This is a genomic window from Methylomonas albis, assembly GCF_014850955.1.
In the GTDB taxonomy this organism is placed as follows: domain Bacteria; phylum Pseudomonadota; class Gammaproteobacteria; order Methylococcales; family Methylomonadaceae; genus Methylomonas; species Methylomonas albis.
Genome location: NZ_JACXSS010000001.1, coordinates 2,557,985 through 2,579,128 on the forward strand (window position 1 = coordinate 2,557,985; position 21,144 = coordinate 2,579,128).

15 protein-coding genes are annotated in these 21,144 nt (G+C 51.6%); 8 read left to right on the forward strand and 7 right to left on the reverse strand.

The features are described 5' to 3' along the window. Positions 1–50 precede the first annotated feature (50 nt). The 6 genes from EBA_RS11785 to EBA_RS11810 all read left to right on the forward strand — a co-directional run bounded on the left by EBA_RS11785 (position 51) and on the right by EBA_RS11810 (position 5,442). The gene (locus EBA_RS11785) at positions 51–1,409 is read left to right on the forward strand and encodes a sodium-dependent transporter (protein ID WP_192374897.1); all 1,359 of its coding nucleotides are present in this window, start codon (positions 51–53) and stop codon (positions 1,407–1,409) included. Continuing rightward, entirely contained in the window at positions 1,409–1,846 is a 438-nt protein-coding gene (locus EBA_RS11790; protein WP_223146672.1) for a type II toxin-antitoxin system RatA family toxin, read from the forward strand. Before EBA_RS11785 ends, EBA_RS11790 begins: the two co-directional genes overlap by 1 nt. Before the next feature lie 4 nt (positions 1,847–1,850). Then, positions 1,851–2,117 (forward strand): RnfH family protein, encoded by a 267-nt coding sequence (locus tag EBA_RS11795; protein WP_223146755.1) that lies wholly within the window; start codon positions 1,851–1,853, stop codon positions 2,115–2,117. Positions 2,118–3,020: 903 nt separating this feature from the next. After that, entirely contained in the window at positions 3,021–3,623 is a 603-nt protein-coding gene (locus EBA_RS11800) for a GNAT family N-acetyltransferase (protein ID WP_192374899.1), read from the forward strand. Beyond that, positions 3,616–4,476, forward strand: coding sequence for a carbon-nitrogen hydrolase family protein (locus EBA_RS11805; RefSeq protein ID WP_192374900.1), 861 nt, complete (start codon positions 3,616–3,618; stop codon positions 4,474–4,476). The genes EBA_RS11800 and EBA_RS11805 overlap by 8 nt, the downstream gene beginning before the upstream one ends. A gap of 366 nt (positions 4,477–4,842) precedes the next feature. After that, complete coding sequence (locus EBA_RS11810) at positions 4,843–5,442, forward strand: hypothetical protein (RefSeq protein ID WP_192374901.1); 600 nt, start codon at positions 4,843–4,845, stop codon at positions 5,440–5,442. Between the two features lie 51 nt (positions 5,443–5,493). Here the strand turns inward: EBA_RS11810 and EBA_RS11815 are convergent, their stop codons facing one another. Beyond that, a complete protein-coding gene (locus EBA_RS11815; RefSeq protein WP_192374902.1) occupies positions 5,494–5,856 on the reverse strand; it encodes a hypothetical protein in 363 nt (120 codons plus the stop codon). 467 nt (positions 5,857–6,323) lie between these two features. On the opposite strand from EBA_RS11815, the gene chrA reads away from it, so the two are divergent. Continuing rightward, positions 6,324–7,700, forward strand: coding sequence for a chromate efflux transporter (gene chrA / locus EBA_RS11820; RefSeq protein WP_192374903.1), 1,377 nt, complete (start codon positions 6,324–6,326; stop codon positions 7,698–7,700). A 385-nt stretch (positions 7,701–8,085) separates the two neighbouring features. Beyond that, positions 8,086–8,514: a type II toxin-antitoxin system VapC family toxin gene (locus tag EBA_RS11825; protein WP_192377269.1), complete on the forward strand. Its 429-nt coding sequence runs from the start codon at positions 8,086–8,088 to the stop codon at positions 8,512–8,514. 209 nt (positions 8,515–8,723) lie between these two features. Here EBA_RS11825 and EBA_RS11830 read toward each other — a convergent pair whose 3' ends face one another. The 6 genes from EBA_RS11830 to EBA_RS11855 all read right to left on the reverse strand — a co-directional run bounded on the left by EBA_RS11830 (position 8,724) and on the right by EBA_RS11855 (position 20,970). Further along, positions 8,724–9,662 (reverse strand): hypothetical protein, encoded by a 939-nt coding sequence (locus tag EBA_RS11830; RefSeq protein WP_192374904.1) that lies wholly within the window; start codon positions 9,660–9,662, stop codon positions 8,724–8,726. Positions 9,663–9,884: 222 nt separating this feature from the next. Beyond that, positions 9,885–10,532, reverse strand: a complete 648-nt coding sequence (locus tag EBA_RS11835) for a helix-turn-helix transcriptional regulator (RefSeq protein ID WP_192374905.1) — start codon at positions 10,530–10,532, stop codon at positions 9,885–9,887. A 356-nt stretch (positions 10,533–10,888) separates the two neighbouring features. Then, on the reverse strand, positions 10,889–12,862 hold the full coding sequence (gene recD / locus EBA_RS11840) for an exodeoxyribonuclease V subunit alpha (protein ID WP_192374906.1): 1,974 nt from the start codon (positions 12,860–12,862) through the stop codon (positions 10,889–10,891). Next, on the reverse strand, positions 12,859–16,527 hold the full coding sequence (gene recB / locus EBA_RS11845) for an exodeoxyribonuclease V subunit beta (protein WP_192374907.1): 3,669 nt from the start codon (positions 16,525–16,527) through the stop codon (positions 12,859–12,861). The genes recD and recB overlap by 4 nt, the downstream gene beginning before the upstream one ends. Continuing rightward, a complete protein-coding gene (gene recC, locus EBA_RS11850; RefSeq protein ID WP_192374908.1) occupies positions 16,524–20,015 on the reverse strand; it encodes an exodeoxyribonuclease V subunit gamma in 3,492 nt (1,163 codons plus the stop codon). The genes recB and recC overlap by 4 nt, the downstream gene beginning before the upstream one ends. 505 nt (positions 20,016–20,520) lie before the next feature. Next, positions 20,521–20,970, reverse strand: coding sequence for a hypothetical protein (locus EBA_RS11855; protein ID WP_192374909.1), 450 nt, complete (start codon positions 20,968–20,970; stop codon positions 20,521–20,523). Between the last annotated feature and the right edge of the window lie 174 nt (positions 20,971–21,144).

Here is a 21,144-nt window from a genome sequence, read left to right on the forward strand (position 1 = left end):
TACTCACACACCCGTTAAATAACGACATAAAAACACAAGGGCTCCCCAACATGACAGATAAAACCCCATCCATCCACGGCGAATGGTCCTCCCGCTTCGCCTTTATTCTGGCCGCCACCGGTTCGGCGGTCGGTTTGGGTAATATCTGGAAGTTTCCTTACATCACCGGCCAAAACGGCGGTGGCGCCTTTGTAATGGTGTATTTGCTCTGCGTAGCCGCCATCGGCATACCGATCATGATTGCGGAAATTATGCTGGGCCGACGCGGCCGGCAAAGCCCGATCAACACCATGCAAAGTCTAGCCGCGGAAGCTAAAGTCGATCCACGCTGGGGGTATTTGGGCTGGATGGGCATGATCGCCGGTTTTTTAATCCTGGCCTACTATAGCGTGATTGCCGGCTGGGCTATGGCTTATATCTTTAAAGCCTTTTTCGGCGGCTTCTTCGGTACCGACGCAAGTGAAGTCAAGCAAATGTTCGACAACCTAATGGCCAGCCCGCTTCAGCAAATTTTCTGGCACTCGCTGTTCATGTTCATCACCATGCAAGTGGTGATGCGCGGCGTGAAAGGCGGCCTGGAAAAAGCCGTGCGCTTCTTAATGCCGGCTTTGTTTGTCATCCTGATCATTTTGGTGGCTTATGCGATGGCTTCCGGCGCTTATGCGCAAGGCATCCACTTTTTATTCAGCCCCGATTTCAGCAAAATCAACGCCGACGCTGTACTTACCGCAATGGGCCACGCCTTCTTTACTTTAAGCTTGGGCATGGGCGCGATTATGGTTTACGGCTCTTACCTGCCCGGTCATGTCTCTATTGCCAAAACCACGTTTTTCATCGCCGGCGCCGACACGGCGGTAGCCTTGCTGGCCGGCATCGCCATCTTTCCCCTGGTATTTGCCAACCAACTGGAAGTTGCCACCGGCCCCGGCCTGATCTTTCAAACCCTGCCCTTGGCTTTTGGACATATGAGCGGCGGCTGGATGTTCGGCGTGCTGTTTTTTGTGTTGCTGTTTTTTGCCGCCCTCACCTCCTCTATTTCTTTGATTGAGCCGGCAGTGGCCTGGCTGGTGGAAAACAAAAATATTGATAGGCAAAAAGCCTGCGTCTGGTCCGGCACCGCTTGCTGGGGTTTGGGCCTGGCCGTGGTATTTTCCTTCAATATCTGGTCCGGTTTTAAAATGTTCGATAAAAATCTATTCGAACTGCTGGACTATCTGACCGCTAACCTGATGCTGCCTTTGGGCGGTTTGTGCATCGCGGTATTTGCCGGCTGGATGATGAAACAAGGCCATGCCGAGCAAGAACTGGAACTTCCTAAGCAAGGCTTTCAAGCCTGGCAATTTCTGATCAAATACCTGGCACCGGCAGCAGTGTTCATCGTCTTCCTGCACGTGCTCGGGGTCCTGTAATGATCACGGTTGTACAAAAAAGCGCCCTGGTCAAATTCTCGGCGAAGCAGATGTTCGATCTGGTGGACGATATCGAGTCGTATCCCAAGTTTTTACCTTGGTGCTCCGGCAGCAAGATATTGAAGCGCGACGGCGACATCGTCGAAGGCCAAATCGACATCGCCAAGGCCGGCTTTCATAAGTCCTTTACCACCCGCAATAAAGTCGATCAGGGCGGCAAAATCCAAATTAGCCTGCTGGACGGGCCGTTTTCCTCGCTTGAGGGCTTTTGGAGCTTCATGCCGCTGCGCGAGGACGCAAGCAAAATCTCGCTGGACCTGGAATTCGAAATCTCCGGCATGCTCGCCAATCTTGCGTTCGGCCCGGTGTTCAATCAGATCTGCAATACCATGGTATCTTCCTTCACCCAGCGCGCTAAATCGTTGTATGGCGGCTGATTTGATAAGCGTTGAAGTGGCTTATGCCCTGCCGGATCGGCAGTTGCTTACTCCCGTCAGTTTAGCGGCTAATAGCAGTATCGAACAGGCGATAGAAGAATCCGGCATTTTGCGGGAGTTTCCGGAAATTGATTTGAGTAAGCAGAAGGTTGGGATTTTTGGGCAGGTTTGCAGTTTGGATAAGATCCTTAGTTCTGAAGATCGTGTCGAGATTTATCGGCCTTTAAAACAAAATCCGATGGATGCGCGGCGGGTGCGATTGCAGAAGTAGTTTGGGTAAAATTTGATTTATGCAGTGCTAAATGAAGACACATAGTTGAAATGAAAAGATATTTTTATTTTTTAAAACGTTTAGACATCGTTTTGAGGCAATGTTTTGCGTCATTTAAGATGTCTAATTTTAGTTAGAGCACAGATGCGCCGCGCCTTCCAGAGCACCCCGTTTCTGTTTCTTCTGGCACTTGCGGTGCTAGGTATCTCAATCTATTTGGACTTTGGAACAAAGTCGTGGGTTTGGTTTCAACGGTCTGGCTCCGTTCTCGTGCTTTTTGGCGCTGTCCTTAGCTACCGAAGTGTCGTCCGTCTTGGCATCGGCGGTGTTGGAGGCGCCCCCGTAACTTTCGCCTTGGGCTCACTGGTCTCGGTTGATGACTCCGGGCCGGTCCAGAAGATGAAGGTTGCCTACGACACAGAGACGGAAGAGCGGTTCCTCCAACACCAGCTGGATAAAGCTGCCGGCTACATAGGTGCATGGCTAATGATTCTAGGTACACTCGTGTGGGGTTATGGTGATCTTGTCGGTGCAGTTCTATGAAACTGTGCTCTAACCCTGCATTCGAGGCTACCAGCGCGAAAAGCCGCGCGGGCGCCTCAACTTCACGTTAGAGCCGTAGGTCCGATTAGCAAAGCGTAATCGGACGAATGGAGCACCCGGATATAACGATCACACGCCTCCTCGACTACGCTCACGCCAATCGAGGCTACACGATTTTCCGCCCCCTTAATCCAGCCATTTCTCTGGGTTTCGCTGCGCTCTACCCAGCCTACGAGAAGACTGCCGATTAAGTTCTTAAACGTTCGCCATAGGCAATCCGCCAGCGCCTGCAATACAATATGCTATTAACGCCTTAACCTTGGCGGCGACATTTTGTTTTTCATTCAACCGCAAACCAGCATGAGCAAAGACATCCGCATTCAGCGCCTTAGCGGCGAAGCCTTGATTCAATACATTCCGGAACTGGCGCGCCTGCGCATCGAAGTGTTCCGCGATTTTCCGTATCTGTACGACGGCGATTACGACTACGAGAAGAAATACCTACAAACCTACATCAACTGCCCGGAAAGCGTGATCGTATTGGCGTTTGACGGCGACGCGATCATTGGCGCATCGACGGCGATTCCGCTGAAATATGAAACTGAGGAAGTTAAAAAACCGTTTGTTGAAAACGACTATAACCCGGACGAAGTGTTTTATTGCGGCGAATCGGTGTTGAACAAAGCCTATCGCGGCTTGGGCATAGGCGTGCGCTTTTTCGAACAACGCGAAGCGCATGCCGAGGATTTGGGCGGCTTCAAACACATTACTTTCTGCTGCGTCGAACGCCCGATTGACCATCCACGCCGTCCGGCCGATTACGTGCCGTTGGATGCATTCTGGAACAAGCGTGGCTACCTTAAACATCCTGAGTTGAAAACCACTTACACCTGGAAAGATCTCGACGACGTCGCAGAAACTGCCAAACCTATGACTTTTTGGTTGAGAGAAGACCGTGCCTAAAATCGCCAGCGCCCAATACGACATCAGCTTTCTGGAAACCTGGGAAAACTTCGCAGCCAAGACTCGCCGCTGGGTCAAGGAAGCGGCAGATAACCAGGCCGACATTCTGCTGTTTCCGGAATATGCCTGCATGGAACTGGCATCGTTGTTTCCCAAGGATGTGTATTCGTCTTTGAACGGCCAACTGGATGCCTTGCAAACCTTGTTGCCGGATTATCTGAACCTATTCAAATCTTTGGCTGCCGAGCATCGAGTGTATATTCAGGCCGGCACTTACCCCGTCAAACACGACAGCGGCGAATTCCGCAACCACGCCTATTTCTTCACCCCGCAAGGCGATGTGGATTCTCAGGAAAAGTTGACGATGACGCGTTTCGAGAACGAGCAATGGCATATTTCGCGCGGGCTGGACATCAAGTTGTTCGATACCGTATTCGGTAAGGTAGCGATCAATATCTGCTACGACAGCGAGTTTCCGCATTACGCCCGCCAACAAGCCGAGCGCGGCGCGACTTTGATTCTAGTGCCTAGCTGCACCGATACCGAGGCCGGTTATTATCGGGTGCGCATTGGTTGCCAAGCCCGTGCCTTGGAAAATCAATGCTATGTGGTGCAAGCCTCATTGGTCGGCAACGCAGATTGGTCGGAAGCAGTAGATGTTAACTGCGGGGCGGCGGCGATTTATACACCAGTGGACAGGGGCTTTCCGAGCAACGGTATTTTGGCTATAGGCGAATACAACACTGCGCAATGGGTTTACGCCGACCTGGATTTGGCGGCGGTAGACACCGTGCGCCAGGAAGGCCAGGTGTTCAATTATCGGGATTGGCCTAAGCAGTTCGATTGCCAATAGGCACGCAAAACCCTTTTCAAGCGCCAGGCTTCGCAAGGCCTGGCGCGATCAAAATACTTCGCGATTTCGATCTAAATCAATATGTCCCAGCCTTATCTGATCGTTCAAGCTTAAGGCTATTTGTCTCAGGCAATAAATGCACCCAAACCAAGCAATTTGCCGTTGACTGAGCGGAGTCGAAGCCAACGGCAAATTGCTTGCCAATGGCTACAAACTTTCTCAAAAATCACCTTCACCAAAGTTTATCGCCTTGGTTTTTGGACCAATTCTCCTAAACTTGCGGAATGCCGAAAAAACAGTGTCTGCAATAGCCAAGCCCGGTTATTATTGAACTATCGTCCACTACACGCCCCGGCGGAGATATGCATGCTTGATTCAATCGCTCTTGACATCCAGGCTTTGGTCAATCTACTCAGCAAGTTAAGACCGGAATTGCTGGATCAAATTTGTGCGAAACATCCAGGCTATACCGAAACCCTTAGACCCGGCAAATTACTGGGGCAAGACAGCGCATCACAGTCTCAATTGCTGGTCGACTTGGCGCTAAACACCAATGGTCTGGTCAAGCAGGAGTGTCTGAGCATCTATCACTTGTTGAGTACGCGCTTGCGAGGCTCGGTGCGTTTGCGCCTGATAGGCAGCACCATAGCCACCGTGTCGGCAGGCGCATTGATAGCGGCTCTAACCCAGGGCATCCCGAAGTTGGTGCTGGCATTTGCAGTACTGACGGTGTTTGCAGCGGCATTCATGCTGGTCGGCGAATGTCTGGAAGGTTATTTCGGCCGACAACGCGACTTGCGGAAAATGCAGGATCGCTTGCTAAAAAATCTGCTAGAAGTAGCCGATGTTGAAGCCGAGCTGCGTTTGATGGAATTTCGCGGCAACTTCGAAGGCATCGAACCGCAAATCCGCAAATTAAATGCCGTCGCGGTAACCAGCCAGCAAATTCAACATCTGGTCGACTGACATTTTTTTTGCACCACTGGTTGGGCCACTAACCGGGCGCTAAGCTCAACCTCAGTAGCGAAACTTCAAATCACATTCCCCAACCAATCGACTAGACAGCGAATTATCTTCGCTGGCAAATTGATTCACATCCACACCGCACCCTACATTTACCGGCCGGCTTTTTCGCTTTTCAGTCGGCTGCAGACTTGCCGTACCCTGCGCTGAATTACTCAACATAAGATTCGCGCCATGGGTAGCATCGGCTGTCAACGTTTGGTCAGATGGCGTCAAAATTAACCCCGAAGGCGTGTCGAAGCTTTCCGGATGCGGCGTGTCCGCGACGACGTTTAACGCACAAAAAGCTAACAGACCACCGAGGACGGCGGAAATGGTTTTGGGATGCTTTAGAAACGAAAAATCACTGGCTTGCATGATTTCCTCCTATTCCAAAGTTGACGTTATGCGCCCAACGAACAAGCCCTTCTTCAATACAAGCTTGCCCAAAGAGCACGGTCGGCACTATTCGTCGCCAGCGGCCAAAACTAACGGCCTGAGTAATAATCGGCCTTAGCAAATTCCCATACCTGGCTACGCGTTGTTTGCTTAAGACATTTTCAATCCCGTTCCGTTAACAAGTTCGCAGAAAACGCTCAAGAATCAATATTAATACTAGCGTGATACTTGTGTTTTTGCGAGCTTTAAAACAATTAATAGAAAAAATATTTCTTTTTAATGTCAATTAGTTGACGTATAAATCTCACAAACTTTCGAGCATAATTAATGCCAAATCGCGAAGACAAGTTTCATACAAAGCAATTTCATTAAATTGGGCTTTGCTTTGATAAGCAAAGCCGGTGAATATTTCGACACTTTGTACCAAGCTTTTTAGGAACAGCCTTATGAGCCAGCAACAAACACCGACAAGTCCACCGCCGCCTGTCAGAATAAAACAAGCTTTTTGCTATTGGTTAAAACTCGGGGTTATCAGCTTCGGCGGGCCGGCCGGGCAAATTGCCATCATGCACCAGGACCTGGTGGAAAATAAGCGCTGGATTTCCGAACGCCGTTTCCTGCATGCCTTAAATTACTGCATGTTGCTGCCTGGTCCTGAAGCACAACAACTGGCAACCTATATCGGCTGGCTGATGCATCGCGGTTGGGGTGGCATCATGGCGGGCGGCTTGTTTGTGTTGCCGTCCTTGTTAATTTTGATCGGTTTGGGCTGGATTTATCTGGCTTACGGGCATTTACCGGCGGTTGCCGGCGCGCTGTACGGCATCAAGCCAGCGGTGACAGCGATCGTGTTGTTCGCGGCGTATCGAATCGGTTCTCGTGCTTTAAAAAACGCTTGGTTATGGGTGATAGCAGCTCTAGCATTTCTAGCTATATTTGCGTGGCACGCACCGTTTCCGTTAATCGTATTCTTCGCGGGATTGCTGGGTGCCATCGGCGGCAAACTGGTTCCCAAGTACTTTAATTTGGGCGGCGGTCACGGTAAATCCAATCAGCATTTCGGACCGGCGTTGATAGACGACGACACCCCAACGCCGGCACACGCCCGCTTCAACGGTAAGACCCTGGCCAAGCTGGCTTTAATTGGTTTGACATTATGGGCCGGCGCGCTCGGCTGGCTCTGCGCCAAATATGGCTGGAATGGCGCATTGACGCAAATGGGCTGGTTCTTTACCAAAGCCACCCTACTCACATTCGGCGGCGCCTATGCGGTATTGCCTTATGTGTATCAAGGTGCGGTGGAACATTATCACTGGCTGACAGCGATACAAATGATAGACGGTCTGGCTTTGGGCGAAACCACGCCCGGCCCGCTGATCATGGTGGTGACATTCGTCGGTTTCGTCGCCGGCTGGAGCCAGGCGCTATTCGGCAGCGAGCATCTATTTCTAGCTGGCGCGGTCGCCGCGACCGTGGTGACTTATTTCACCTTTCTGCCCAGTTTCTTGTTCATCCTGGCCGGCGGGCCATTGGTGGAATCTACCCACAACAACCTGAAATTTACCGCGCCATTGACCGGCATTACCGCCGCAGTGGTCGGCGTGATTCTTAATCTGGCGGCATTTTTTGCCTATCACGTATTTTGGCCGCAAGGCTTTAGTGATGAGATCGACGGCGTCGCATTGCTGCTAGGATTAATCGCTATCTTTGCTTTGTTTCGTTATAAAGCAGGCGTTATCCAGGTTATCGCCTGTAGCGGCACGGCCGGACTGTTATTGACCTTTCTGAAACCCTGGCTAAGCCAACATGGACTGGGCTTATGACTAAACGATTACACCCGGAGAGATTTTTTAGCCACACCCACGACTCGGTAACAAATTTTCCAACGGTTTAAGCTCGGGGTTTGCACCGGCCGGAAAATACCCCTGCCATTCCATCCCGCCAAGCGGCGCCGACTTCCAGAATATTTGGACACCCTCTCATCCCAATGAACAGTCGAACGGCAAGCCAACGCAGAACTGGCTTGATCCGCTTTGCTGTCGGACTAAATTATTGCAATCGACTTCAGTCTCGCTATCATCGATAGCGAGTTAATCTATCCGGAGAGCTCGATGCCGAGTTTAGTTGTTAGAAATCTTATAGCCAATATTCCCAATGTAGGCATCGATACTGACTTTCAGAGAGTTAACGACGATACTCATATTGCCGGTGTATTTAATTGATACCAATGTCATCAGTGAAATCAGAAAAGGCGATAACGCTAATGCAGGCGTTCGCCACATTTTCGATACGCTAATTACGCAGAATACTCGGCTCTATATTTCAGCCATCACCATTGGCGAATTACGCCGAGGCCTCGATTTAATTTTACATCGTGGCGATAGTATTCAAGGCAAACTCCTGGAAAACTGGTTAATTACCTTACTTCAACACTATCAAACCAATATTCTCGGTATTGACAGTGATATTGCTCTGCTATGGGGAAAGCTGCGTGTTCCGGATGCTCAACACGAGCTAGATAAACTCATTGCGGACACCGCGCTCATTTATGACCTGGCCGTAGTAACTAGGAATGCTAAAGACTTTAAGCATACGGGTGTACGTTTGCTGAACCCTTTTACGGGCAAAAACCAGTAATGCCAATGAAACTTTCAGCCCTGCGTTTTAGCGTAAAAGATCAGTCATTGCTCCAAACATCCAGTAAAAATATGATGTTTGAATCAAAGGTGCGCGGCGCTACCCTACGAAGCTGGTTTGATCGGAGTTGCTGACATTCAAACGTAGGGTGGGCAAATTTGCCCACCATTTCAATCCGCGTGGGCACAAACAGCGGTGCCCACCCAAACTCACGACAATCTACATCCCAGATTACCGGGGCGCTTCACTAGTATTCCAAGTAAGCCAATGCTAAATAACCAGATTGCTGAAGGCAACGGCACTACAGCTATCCCGTGGGTAGACGGAACTGGCAGTAGATTATCGGTTTCCACATAACTTCCTTGTTCAGTACGTATTCCCCAGGTATCGGACGACGGCGAATGAATATCTCTAAAGCCTACCCAAAGCACACTACCCACAGCAAGGGATAGCGATGTCCAATCATAATTGTGTAGGTCAATATTAGCGTTCCAAGGTTGCTGATCATAAGCAAATACTCCGTTTGCATTTTGAAAAGAAAACTCATCATGTACACCACGATGATCCAAATATTCGGACAGTATAAATTCAAGTGTCAACGGTGAGTTACCTATATTACTGATGATATACCGATAATTCCAGGTGCTGCTAATGTCCCTAAATGCGTAGCCTTCCACCATTAAACCAAGTGTTCTTAAATCCGTCACTGGGGCGATCACCAAGCCATTCTCCTCTGCAGTGTCACTATCGTACGAAGGATAAAAAGATAAATATTCAGTCCTACTTCCCCCAGTTGAACCACCGAATGATGTTTGACGTTGATACCAATAATTGAGGGAATCGGTGTATGGAGGGATTTTGGTTGGGTCCATGGTTGGTTGGACCTGGACGCCGGCTCCAGTTGCAGCACCTGTCCATGACGTTTGACTTACGTTACCACCTTGAATATCCCTGTGCCAAAACCCTGGATTTTCAACCAGATTGACATGATTAGCATAAAGGTCATTGCTAAACCAGCGTGTATAAGGTACATGGTTGTTTAACATATCATCGACTATGCCCGCAGTTGCAGGACCGCTGATCGCCAGACTGAGCAACAATGCTTCACATATACAGAGTGATCTTGCTTTAGAATAAAAATCAAACATAAGACTCTCCTTAAAAGCTTTTACTTGGGAAATAATATAATGGACAACAGCATCAGCAAATTTTTGAATAAACCGTCCGGCCTCAGTCCGCGTTGGAGAAATTAGCACCTTCATTCGTGCAATTTCACTTTACTAATTGCACTACCCCTAGCTGCTATTTCAGACTAACAGCGAGCCTAAACCGCCACATCTACCAACTGATATACAAAACCCATCAACCAACTACCCCTGCGTAAACAAATAAATCAACCGCAACAAATCCGCCTGCCTTCTCGTCCCAGTTTTCCCTAACACCCCATGCAATTGGCTACGCGCGGTACCGGTAGTAATGTGCCATTGGGTGCTGTACTCAGTCAGCGTCAAGCCCTCGACCAGACTTTTACACAGGCGGATTTCGGCGCGGGTCAGGGCGTATTGGCGAACGAAAAGCAGCCATTTCAGGGATTGAAAATGACAGAAATAATGCAGCTTAAGCAGATAGCGGGCGGCATGGGGAATGCTGGTTGACGGCTTTGGTAATTGGTGGCAACTCAACAGGATTCTTTGTTGCTCCTGTTCGTTTTCCAGCAAGAGACAAAGTGGCTCGGTGTCTTGAGTTTTATCAGTCCCAAAGCTTTCCAGCTTGGCGGCATGTTGTGGGTTGAGTAGTCTGAATGCCGGCGATAATGTAAATAGTTTGGGGTGTTGTTTGATAATGCCGGTGGCTTGTGGCGTGATATAAATCAGTTGTTTTTGGCTATCCAGTAACAGCTCATTTTCATCCCAGTTTTGCAAGCAATGATGGCAATGCGGGGTGGATAATGTCTTGTAAAGATCGTCCTCGACTCGATCTGATTCTCTTCGCCTTAGTTGTGCTCTGCGTTCTAGCATGGCCTGACTCTCCTTAGTGCATATAATCAGTCGCCAGCAATTATAGACGGTCAGGGAAAAAGGATGAGCTATTGCACGTGAGGGCCGTAGGGTGGATAAGCGAAGCGCCATCCACCATAGGAACGCAAATAGGTGGATGGCGCTTCGCTTATCCACCCTACAATTTTTATTATTTGAATGGCTGATTTAAATTTTAAACCGACATTCAAGATAAATACACGAACTTCCGCCTTGAGTCGGTTTCAACAATTCCCCATTTAGAAAAACTGTCATTCGCCAGTGGCGTAAGTCTCGCTGAAACCATGGCTCATGGGTGTTACGTATAAACCCCAACAACATGGATTTTTGCTTGACCTCTATTGTCGGCAAGTCAAAATAGCTTTAGCAAACACCCCGTCGCTGCTTTCCAACAAGCTAAAGTGTTGTTTGGCGCGGGTGATGCCGGTGTAAATTAATTCGCGGGTGAGCACCGGGCTGATGTTTTCCGGCAGGACCAATGCCACATGATTAAACTCCGAGCCTTGTGATTTATGCACGGTGATGGCGAAAGCGGTTTCGACGTCCGGCAGGCGCATTGGCGAGATCCAGCGTATTTTTAGATTAGCCGATGGATCGATACCCGCATCGGCACTGGGAAATGCCACTTTAAGCTTGCCGCTACTGTCTCGCAAAGCAATCCCAATATCGCCGTTCATTAAGCCCAGATTGTAGTCGTTGCGGGTGATCATCACCGGCCGGCCTTCGTACCATAGCGCCTGCTTGGCTTTGGCAAACAACCATTCTTCAATACGCTGATTAAGACCCTCTACGCCCCAAGGCCCTTTCCGCAACGCCGACAACACTTGAAACGTATCGAAGGCGGTCAACACTTGCATGGCCCATTCGTCGTAGCGCTCCGCATTATCCGGCCGGCCATTATTGATTTGCGCTAAATAATAGCCATAACCTCGGCGGGTGGCGTCACCGCTATTTATCACCAGTTTTCTTAACAAACTATTGGCGGCGTCCGGGCTGGGGTGTTGCCGTAAGGCGATATATTCTGCATGCGGTTTGGGTAGCAAATCCGGGTACTGTGCGGTGTCAATTAAGATCGCCTGAGCCTGCAAGGCATCGCCCCGATTCACGGCTTGAGCCAATTGACCAATGCCGCTGTGTGCATCGAAACGATGACTGTGCCGTAACATGACGGTTTGTTGATTGATGGCGGAACCGGGCGCTGCGGTAGCTTTGAGTTGTTCGCCGGCATAAGCAGCAATCCAAGCCAGCGTTTCCGCAACATAAGCGGCGTGTTCTGCACCGCGACATAAATCCCCCATCACCGAACCGGCCTCGACGGATGCCAATTGGTCCTTGTCGCCCAGTAAGATCAACTGCGCGTTGATCGGTAAGGCTTCTAAAAGCGACGCCATCATTTCCAAATCGATCATCGACGCTTCATCGACAATCACGATGTCGGCGACGATAGGATTGTGGCGATTGTGTAGAAAGCGCCGCGAATCATGCCGGCTGCCCAGCAAGCGGTGCAAGGTGCTGGCCTTTCTGGGAATAGCTTGTTTAATACTGTCGTCGATAGCCAAGTTGTCGAGTGCTTTGGCAATCGACTCGCTGACTCTAGCCGCCGCTTTGCCGGTCGGCGCCGCCAGCAAGATATTCAGATGTTTGGGTTTATCGCTCTCCTGTTGCGCCAGTTCAATCAACAAGGCCAACAGCTTGGTCAAGGTAGTGGTTTTCCCGGTACCCGGCCCGCCGGTGATGATGGCAAAGCGGGCGCGCAAAGCCAGGATACAAGCAATTTTTTGCCAATCCTGGCTTTCCGAGCTGGCGGAAAACAGCGTTTGCAAGCGTGCCACCAACGACACCGGCAAGCTATCTCTCGCCGGTTGCAAGCGCTGCATAATGCAGGCCTGCGTGATTTGTTCATAGCGCCAGTAACGCCGCAAATACAGCCGGTTGCCCGCCAAAATCAGCGGCGTATCGCCTGCTCCTGATGACACCAGTCTTGATTGCGATAGCGCCGCTTGCCAGACCTCAAGACTATATACTTTTAAGCGTGCCAACTCGGCCGCCGCCGCGTCCTGCTCAATTGCCCAAGCATCATCAGCAGGAATAGCCAGCGTCATTCCCGGCTGCTCACAGAGTTTTGCCAAGTCCAAATACACTTCACCTCTATCCAGCTGATGGCTGACCAAGGCCCCTGCCCATAGCACCGGGTCAGACGCCGCCGGGTCGAGATCCAACAGAAATCCCACGAAGGCCCGATTCAAATGACTCAACCAGCCTTTCGCTACCCAGTGCTGCATGCTGTCTATTACCGCCGCTTGCCGGATCATGATGATGCTCCAAACAAGGCATCCAAGCGCTCGATCAATAGCCTGGGTGGTTTATCGAATACGCGCCCTGCTGTTGGCCCTTGCGCGCCTCTTAAAAACAAATACAGCCCTCCGCCGATGTGCGTCTCGTAATCGTAAGCAGCGCCCAATCTGACTTTCAGCAAACGATGTAAGGCCAGTAAATACAAGCTGTATTGCAGATCGTAACGCTTAGCCAACATGGCCGCAGTCAAGGCTTCTTGCGTATACGCCGCGTCATCGGCACCCAAACTATTGAATTTATAATCGATCACGTAGTACCGCTGATCGTGCACGAACACCAAGTCGATAAAACCTTTTAGTAACCCGTTTACTTGGCCGGGCAGTAAGCCAGGACGGGCTTGACCGCCGAAGGTGTGGCGGCTGACCAAGCGGTCCAGTTCCTGAGTGTCAACGGTATCGGCACCCAGCAGAAACTCCAGTTCGGCTTGATAGGCATTAGTTTCTAGCGCAGCCAAACTAAGCTTAGCGTCCTCCAGCAAGGGCATGCTCAACCAGTGCGCCAAGGCCGAAGCGATGACGGCATGTTTGTTCTCCCATTCGCCGATAAAACGCTTTTGAATCAACTCTTGTCTTAAGGCAGGATTTGCGGCCACATTGGCAAAACCGCATTGCGCGCACTCCTCCAGCAGATCGTGAATCAGCACGCCGGGGCCGGCGCCTCTGGGCAAAGCATGGACACCGGACAAGGGTTTACTAAGCGCCGCAGCAATTTCGGCTTCGTCGTTTTGCTTATCGTCATGAGCGGTTTCAAACTCCGGCAAGGGCTGAGACTGTTCGTCCGCAGGCGTCAGGTGGTCCGCGATGTGCAAGGCGCTATAACTGGCTATCCACCAATTACTGAATACTTTACTGAGCGGCACGCGCGCACCAAAGCCACCCTCGTCAGCCAAGACCGGGCTATAGCGCGCGTCGTCAATTTCCGGTAAAGACGTTATCGAAATCGCGTCACAGCTGCCTTTCAGTTCAATCAGTTGCTCGGCCAAGGCGCTGATGGGCATTTTGGCCTGCCAATTGAGTAAGGCACCCATGGCCGATTTTTCCAACTGGCAATCCTTGGTACTGCTGGATTTGACCGGCGCAATGCCCAACCAACAAGCATGCCGGGCTCGGGTCATCGCCACATACAGCAAACGCAAATCTTCCTGTAACCTTTCTTCGTCGCTGATGGCTTTAATGCGATCTTGTTTATGCAAGTCGATTTGCAAATCCCGGTTCTCGTCGTGATAGCGGTAATAGGCATTGAAGCGGCCGCCGACCTCCCGGAAACTGCAAATAAACGGCAAAAACACCAGCGGGTATTCCAGGCCTTTGGATTTATGGATGGTAACCACTTTAATCAGATTGGCATCGCTTTCCAGCCTGATAATGCCGTCATCGCCGGCCTGGCTACCGCCCGCCTCTATCGCTTCGGCCAGATACCTGATCAGGGCTTGCTCGCCTTCCAACTGGGTACTGGCGCGTTGTAACAATTCGGCGAGATGCAGCAGATTGGTAATCGATCGTTCGCCTTCATTGTCGTCAGTCAGGCGCGCATGCAAACCGTAGTCGTTAATCAGCTGCCGCAAAGCCGGCAAAATGCCATCCTGTTGCCAGCGTTGTTGATACATCAGAAAGCGCTCCAGATGCAATTCCCAGCCGGGTTCGTCCAAGGCCAGTGAGTGAAGCGCTTGGTAAGACCAAGCGAAGGTCGCCGAGCTTAAGGCCGCGCGCACCTTGCGCTCATTACGCGGTTCGGCCAGGGCATTTAACCAAAGCAACATGTCGACTGCTTCGCCGCTGGCAAAGATGGAATCGCGTTCGGACAGGTAGACACTGCGCAAGCGGCGGCGTGCCAAAGCGTTGCGTATCGCCGTTGCTTCGGTGCCGCTGCGGACCAGGATGGCAATGTCGCCAGGCTGCAAGGCCCGCATGCCGGATGCCGAGCTAAACCCGGTTTGCCCTGCATCAGCTGACTTCAGTAATTTAACAATCTGACTGGCGGTCACCTCTGCCATTGTTTCCCGATAGGCCGGCATGCCGACCGCGCCCTCGGTTTTCCAATGCCACAGCGTTAAGGCCGGGGCGGCTTGCTTATCGATAAGCCATACCTCGTCGCGGCCCTGGGCCTTGACCGGCAAAAAAGGTAAAGGATTATCTTGTGCCGTTTTAAATCTGAACGCGCCCCGCTCTTGTTGATCGGCTTGCAAAAAAACCTGATTGACCGCATCGACTAAGGCCTGGGTGGAACGGTAATTGGTACCCAGGGTGTAATGCCGGCCGTTGGTGTCGCTATGCGCTTTAAGATAGGTATAAATATCCGCGCCGCGGAACGAGTAGATAGCTTGCTTCGGATCGCCAATCATCAAACACGCACAATCAACTGCGGCCGGCGTAGCGTAGAGCATGGAAAAAATCCGGTATTGCAGCGGGTCAGTATCCTGAAACTCGTCGATCAATGCAATCGGATACTGCTCGCGAATCACCTGCGCGAGCCTGTCGCCATTGCGGCCTTGCAGCGCGTTATCCAGCCGAATCAGCATGTCGTCGAAAGTCATCCTGGCGATGCGTTGTTTTTCAAAATCGTAACGCTGCCTGATCCAATGCACAGCGTGCTTGATCAGCTCGACTTTTAAACTGGGCAGCGCCGCCAGTTCCGCGGGCAAGCAGCCTATCGCCGCAAAACCAGGATGCTCCGGCGGGGTTTGCCCTGGATTGGCTAATTGTGCCATGCCGGCCGGCGACAGATTCTCAAAGCCCTTGCCGATGTCCAGCGTATCCTGCAAAGGGTCCAGGCTCCAGGCTTCGATTTTGTCCAGCCAGTTGCGGCGATTAGTGGCGTTGTAATTTTTTGCCGGCAGCACTTTGGTTTCTATAGCCGCCTCTAATAATTCGCGCACTTCCGGCAGCCAACTTAGCCAAGGCGCTTTTAACGCTTGTAACGCCGACTGCCTGATGGACACGACCGCGGAAATCAATTCTTTAATCGGTTGACCGTCGGCCACACCCACCGGTATCGGCTCAGCGTTACCCAGCAGCGAACGCACCGCCAGCAGTAATTCGTCCGGATGTTTGAACAACGCATACAGACTTGGAAAATCGGCATCGTTGGACATCTCGTAATAGAAACTGCGCCAATAGTCCCGCACTACCTCATTCAACAATTCCGTGTCGTCGGTATTCACTTCCTGCCGAAACAAACTGCCGCTATCAAAAGCATGCTGTTGCAACATGCGATTACACCAACTGTGGATGGTATACACCGCCGCCTCGTCCATCCAGTTGGCCGCCAATTCCAAACGCCGGGCGCAGGCCGGCCAGTCCACTTCAGGATAAGCGGCACGGATGTCTTGTAAGAAGGCATCCTTCGTCGGCAATTGCTGACGAAAAAACCGCGCCGCCTCACTCAAGCGCTCGCGTATCCGTTCCCGCAGTTCCTTGGTGGCGGCCTCGGTGAAGGTCACCACCAAAATATCCGGCGGCAATAGATACCGGCTGAGTTCAGTATTCTCGGGATGGTGTCCCAGAATTAAGCGCACATATAAAGCCGCGATGGTGTAAGTCTTACCGGTGCCGGCGCTGGCTTCGATCAGCCGGGTAGCCGATAACGGAAATTCGAGGGGGTTGAGTGGGATTGCGCTGGTCATACCGACACCTCCCCTGCCCCAGGCAATTCCCGGATGTGCGCCGGCATCGGCCGATACAAATTATCCGCCCAGTTTGCAAAATCCTTGTCTGCGACAAACGCCGTCAAACTGGCAAAATTGGGAAAGAAGCGTGCCAGATAGGCGTCGTATTGCACTTCGCCGGCATTCCAGTCGTCGCCGTCATATCTGGCTTGGGCTTTTTCCCGCGCAGTTTCCGGAGGGGCGGCAAGCCAGCAAAATGCGGTGCGGCAAGCCACCGGCAACGGCGCTTGCATGCCGTCGTGATAAGCAGCAACCAGGTCTTGCAACTGTTGGTAAGCGTCGTCTTGCTCGACAACGGGCATTTCAAGTACCGTGTCGGCACCGACAACTAAGGTGTTTACCGGCAAACTATCGGCGCAAGCGGCCAAATGCTGTAGCCACTGCAAAAATAAATTCGGATACTTGATGGATTTATCCTTATTCAGCAGATTTTGCGCCGTCAAATGCAACAGACCGGCTTGCTGGTTGTGCCGGCGCAGTTGACTAAGATCGCCGGTCAGTTGCACCGTCACGCCGTCGGCCAATGCAAAAGGCGCCAGCTGCAACACGTGCGGTTCTAAAACCTCTGACCACACCATAGCCAACTCGCGATAACGCTCCCAAGCCGCTGTGACCGGCTCGGCCAAGGCCGCGAAACTCGCCTGGGCAAAACCGCCCAAGGGCAATTGGCCTTTCTGCGTCATCACGGCCTGCTGCCCGGATAGATATTCTTCCAAGTCGTCCGGATGCTCTGTGGTTAAACCCTGAAGCAATTCATCGCAGAATAAATAGGCTTGCAGATTATCGATCCCAAACGGCTCGCAGTCTTCGCTGGTAACGGTCAGGCTATCAAAGCCAAACTTGAGGGTTTGATTACAAAAACTTTTCACCGGCGCGCGTAAAAACCGCGCAAGTGATTCCAGGCTCAAGGCGTAGGTTTTATCATCCGCGCTGGGGACGATTTGCCCGCTAAGCGGCTGAGCCGCCGGCGGTACGAACCATTCCCTGGCATAGGTAAAAAGGCTGGGATCACGGTGTTTTTGCACATAGGCTTCGCTAAACGGTTGCAATGGATGCGCGACGGTAATTCTCTCCAACAATGCAGGCTGATCGGCAAGTGCCCAGCCCTGCGCCAGCATGTCGCGCAATTGACTGATTAAAACCGAAGGCGGCCGCTCGCTGTTATCGCGGATACTGCGCCCTACCCAGCTGATATATAGCTGTTCGCGCGCCGACAGCAACGCTTCCAGAAATAGATATTGATCGTCTTGCCGACGCGAACGATCACCGGGGCGATATTGACCGCGCTGGCTCATCAAATCGAAACTATGCGCTTGTTGATTGCGCGGATAGTCGCCGTCGTTCATGCCCAACAGGCAAATCAGTCTAAACGGGATGGCGCGCATCGGCATCAAGGTACAGAAATTCACCCGACCGCTGAGAAAGCGTTGATGCAAGGACGGTTCGTCAACCCCAGCCAGCCAGGCCTCGCGTACCACGGGGATGGGCAGTAAATCCGTCTCGCTTAAACCGGCTTGTGCGCAGTGTCTGGCCCAACTCGTTAAGGCACTTGTTAGAGTTTCCAGGGTTTTTCGCTCGCGCTCATCGCTTACTTGAAAAAAATCGTTCAGCAATTCGGACAATAGCTGCTGCCATTGGGCTGGCGCGTATTCCAGCCGCAATAGCTCTGCGTATTTTTCCAGCGTTTCCAATAAAAACGCCAGACCGCCCAGCCATTTTGCATCCAGGCCGCCGATTTCTTCGTAGGGTTGAATTTCATCGAACGGTGCACCGGTACCGACCGCATACCCCAACAACATGCGCCGCAGTCCAAACTGCCAGGTATTGGCTTGCAGGTTTGCGGGCATATTGACTCGTTCCGCGCGCTGCCGGGCGTTCAAGCCCCAGCGGATGCCGGATTCTTCAATCCACTGATGTAGTTTGGAGATGGCGGTTTCGTCTATCTCAAACCGCGCCCGCAGGGCCGGCACTTCCAGCAAGCCGAGAAATTCACTGACCGCAAAGCGCGACTCCGGTAGATTCAGCAGGGCTTCCACGGCAAGCAGCAGCGGATTTTGCCCGCGCTGTTGCTGGTCGGCCAAGCTGTAGGGAATATAACGCGGATCATCGCTTTGAATTTGGCCGAACACCGCATGGATATGCGGAGCATAGGTATTGATGTCCGGCACCATCACAATGATATAACGTGGATACAAAGGCTTGCCATTTTGCTGCGCACTATCGAAACGCGCCAACAATTGATCGTGCAGAATTTCGACTTCACGTTGCGGACTATGGGCGATATGAAATTGGATAGACGTATCGGCGCTGGCCAGGCATACCGGTTGCTCGGGCAAGGGTTCTAAGTCCAAAATAGATTGCTGCAGATGTTGCAGCAAACTCCGACTTCCCGCATCCCCGTACTCTTTGAACATATCAATTTTGCTGTCGGGCCAATGCCAGTTGGCGTAGGCTTGGGTTTCATCGAAATGATCCAGCAAACGAATATAATCCCGGCCCTGTTTGCCCCAAGCGGCCAATAAAGGCGGCGCCTGTAAATGCAATTCCGCATCGCTTAATGCCGCACTCATACCGGATTTGTAGGACTGGCGACGGCGTTCGGCTTTCAGCAGTTCTTTGTCTTCGATGATGTCGGCCCAATAGTGCTGACAAGGGTTATGCACAAACAATACGATCTGACAGAATCGGCCCAACTTGGCCAATACTTCCAGCGCTTGCTGCGGTAAGGACGATAAACCGAATAACATGACGCGGCGCGGCATACCGGCGGGCCGGGCAGTCAAGGTATCGATTTTAGCCATGAATTGGGCATGAACCGCTGCCCTGCTGGCAAACGGCGAGGACTCTTCACCCAAATCCTCGAGCACGGCGCGCCACAAAGCGGCTTGCCAAAGTTGCGCGCTCGGCAGAGGGTTGCTCTCGCCATGCCCGTTGCGCAACACATCTTGTCCCACCGCCCAATCAGACACCCAATCGGAGCGATACACTTGATATTGGTCGAACAGGTCCGCCAGCTGTTCGGCAAGTTGGTGACGTTTGCGGCAATGACTGTCGTCGGTCAAAAAACTAGCCAGGGTTTCGAAACCCGGTTGTTTCAGCAAACCTGGCAACAGGCGATATAAACGCCAAATAAGCGGATCTTTGGCTAAGGTTTGCTCGGTGGGAATCTGCTCGCCCAATATTGCTCGGTAAACACTCCAGATAAACAAAGACGGCAGTTGCATCTTCAGCGCGGCGGCAATGCCTAGCGAAGAATTTTGCGCCAGACTTTGCTTCAACCAATGCCCCATGCCGTTGCTCTGCACCAGAAAAATCTCGTTTTCCAAGGGCAGCAAGGGATGCTGTCTGAGCCAGTACTCGACCACATCGCGGAGTTCTTCCAGTTGATTGGAGTGGATCACGGCGATGCCGTTATCCAGGGAATGTGCGTGACCTGATTCAGGCATGATGGGTTGGTATTGGTTAAGGATGAGCGATGGACCCTATTATCGCCTTTTTTGCCCAGGCCATCGAGAAGGTAGAAATTGGCGCTTATGAATATCACCGGCGGTATCGGGGCCTAAGCAAAATAGCGCTATTGGTTCAGAGAAAACCGCGCCTCCACTTCTCATAAGACAAAGAAGGATAATCTTTTACACCTTGGCCTAAGGTTCGACAGATGGCAGATATTGTGGAGCGACAGACCAATAAGCTGTCATTGAAAATGTCCCACCTTGCTTAGCTTTAGTGCATTGTGGCGGGTGTATTTCGGTAGGTTCAAAGGGTAGCTCGGAAGTACCCGGCCGACCTTCGAAACAACCCAGCGGAGTTTCCTAAGTACCCGGCCGATTCTTTGGATATCAAGGACTAAGCAAAATGGGAAGTCGCTTATCATTTGGCATCGAATCCTTGGTATCGACCGGCGGCTGCCGACCCAAGCAAATTATAAAGTGATAGTTGAAAATATTTTGTTTACAGCCTGTTAGCCGCATGCCTTTTTCTGATTATTGAAAAACCGAATAGACCGGAACCAAAGAGTATTCCGGCAGCTGGTATCGGCACGGGTGCCAGTGTCGAGCTTATACTGCTATTTAAAAAAGCGCCACCGGCAGGATTGGCAAAGTTGTCCAGGTCGAGCGAGTTGATGTGTCCGATTAAATCAACGGAGTCCGTATTGCAAGCTGGCCCGATACCGAAGGGGCAGTAGCCATAATCGTATATCCGCACACTACCCATGGTAGTAAAAGTATCTCCCCCTGGGTGGCCGACGGTAAAGTAATCGGCCTCCACCATTGGATCAGCAAGACTCAGCGTTAGAGAAGACACAATCGCAATTGCCGAATGCAACGTAACAAAATTGGAATTTAAAAAGCTGAACTCAAGAGCGCCAGCATTTTTCGGTAAAGCTGAAATGGGTCCCATCCGATTTCAGCGCGAAAAATTTGCTGGCAGTTTATGCCTTCGGCGGCCCCGACTCGTCCGCGTCACCTCGTTTCGACCCAACAGGGGGTCGAAACATCGGCTCTCGCATGACTTGACGCCGTGTCGCGATGCCTTGCAGGTTTTCTCCGCTTCGCTGCGAAAACCCGCCCGGCG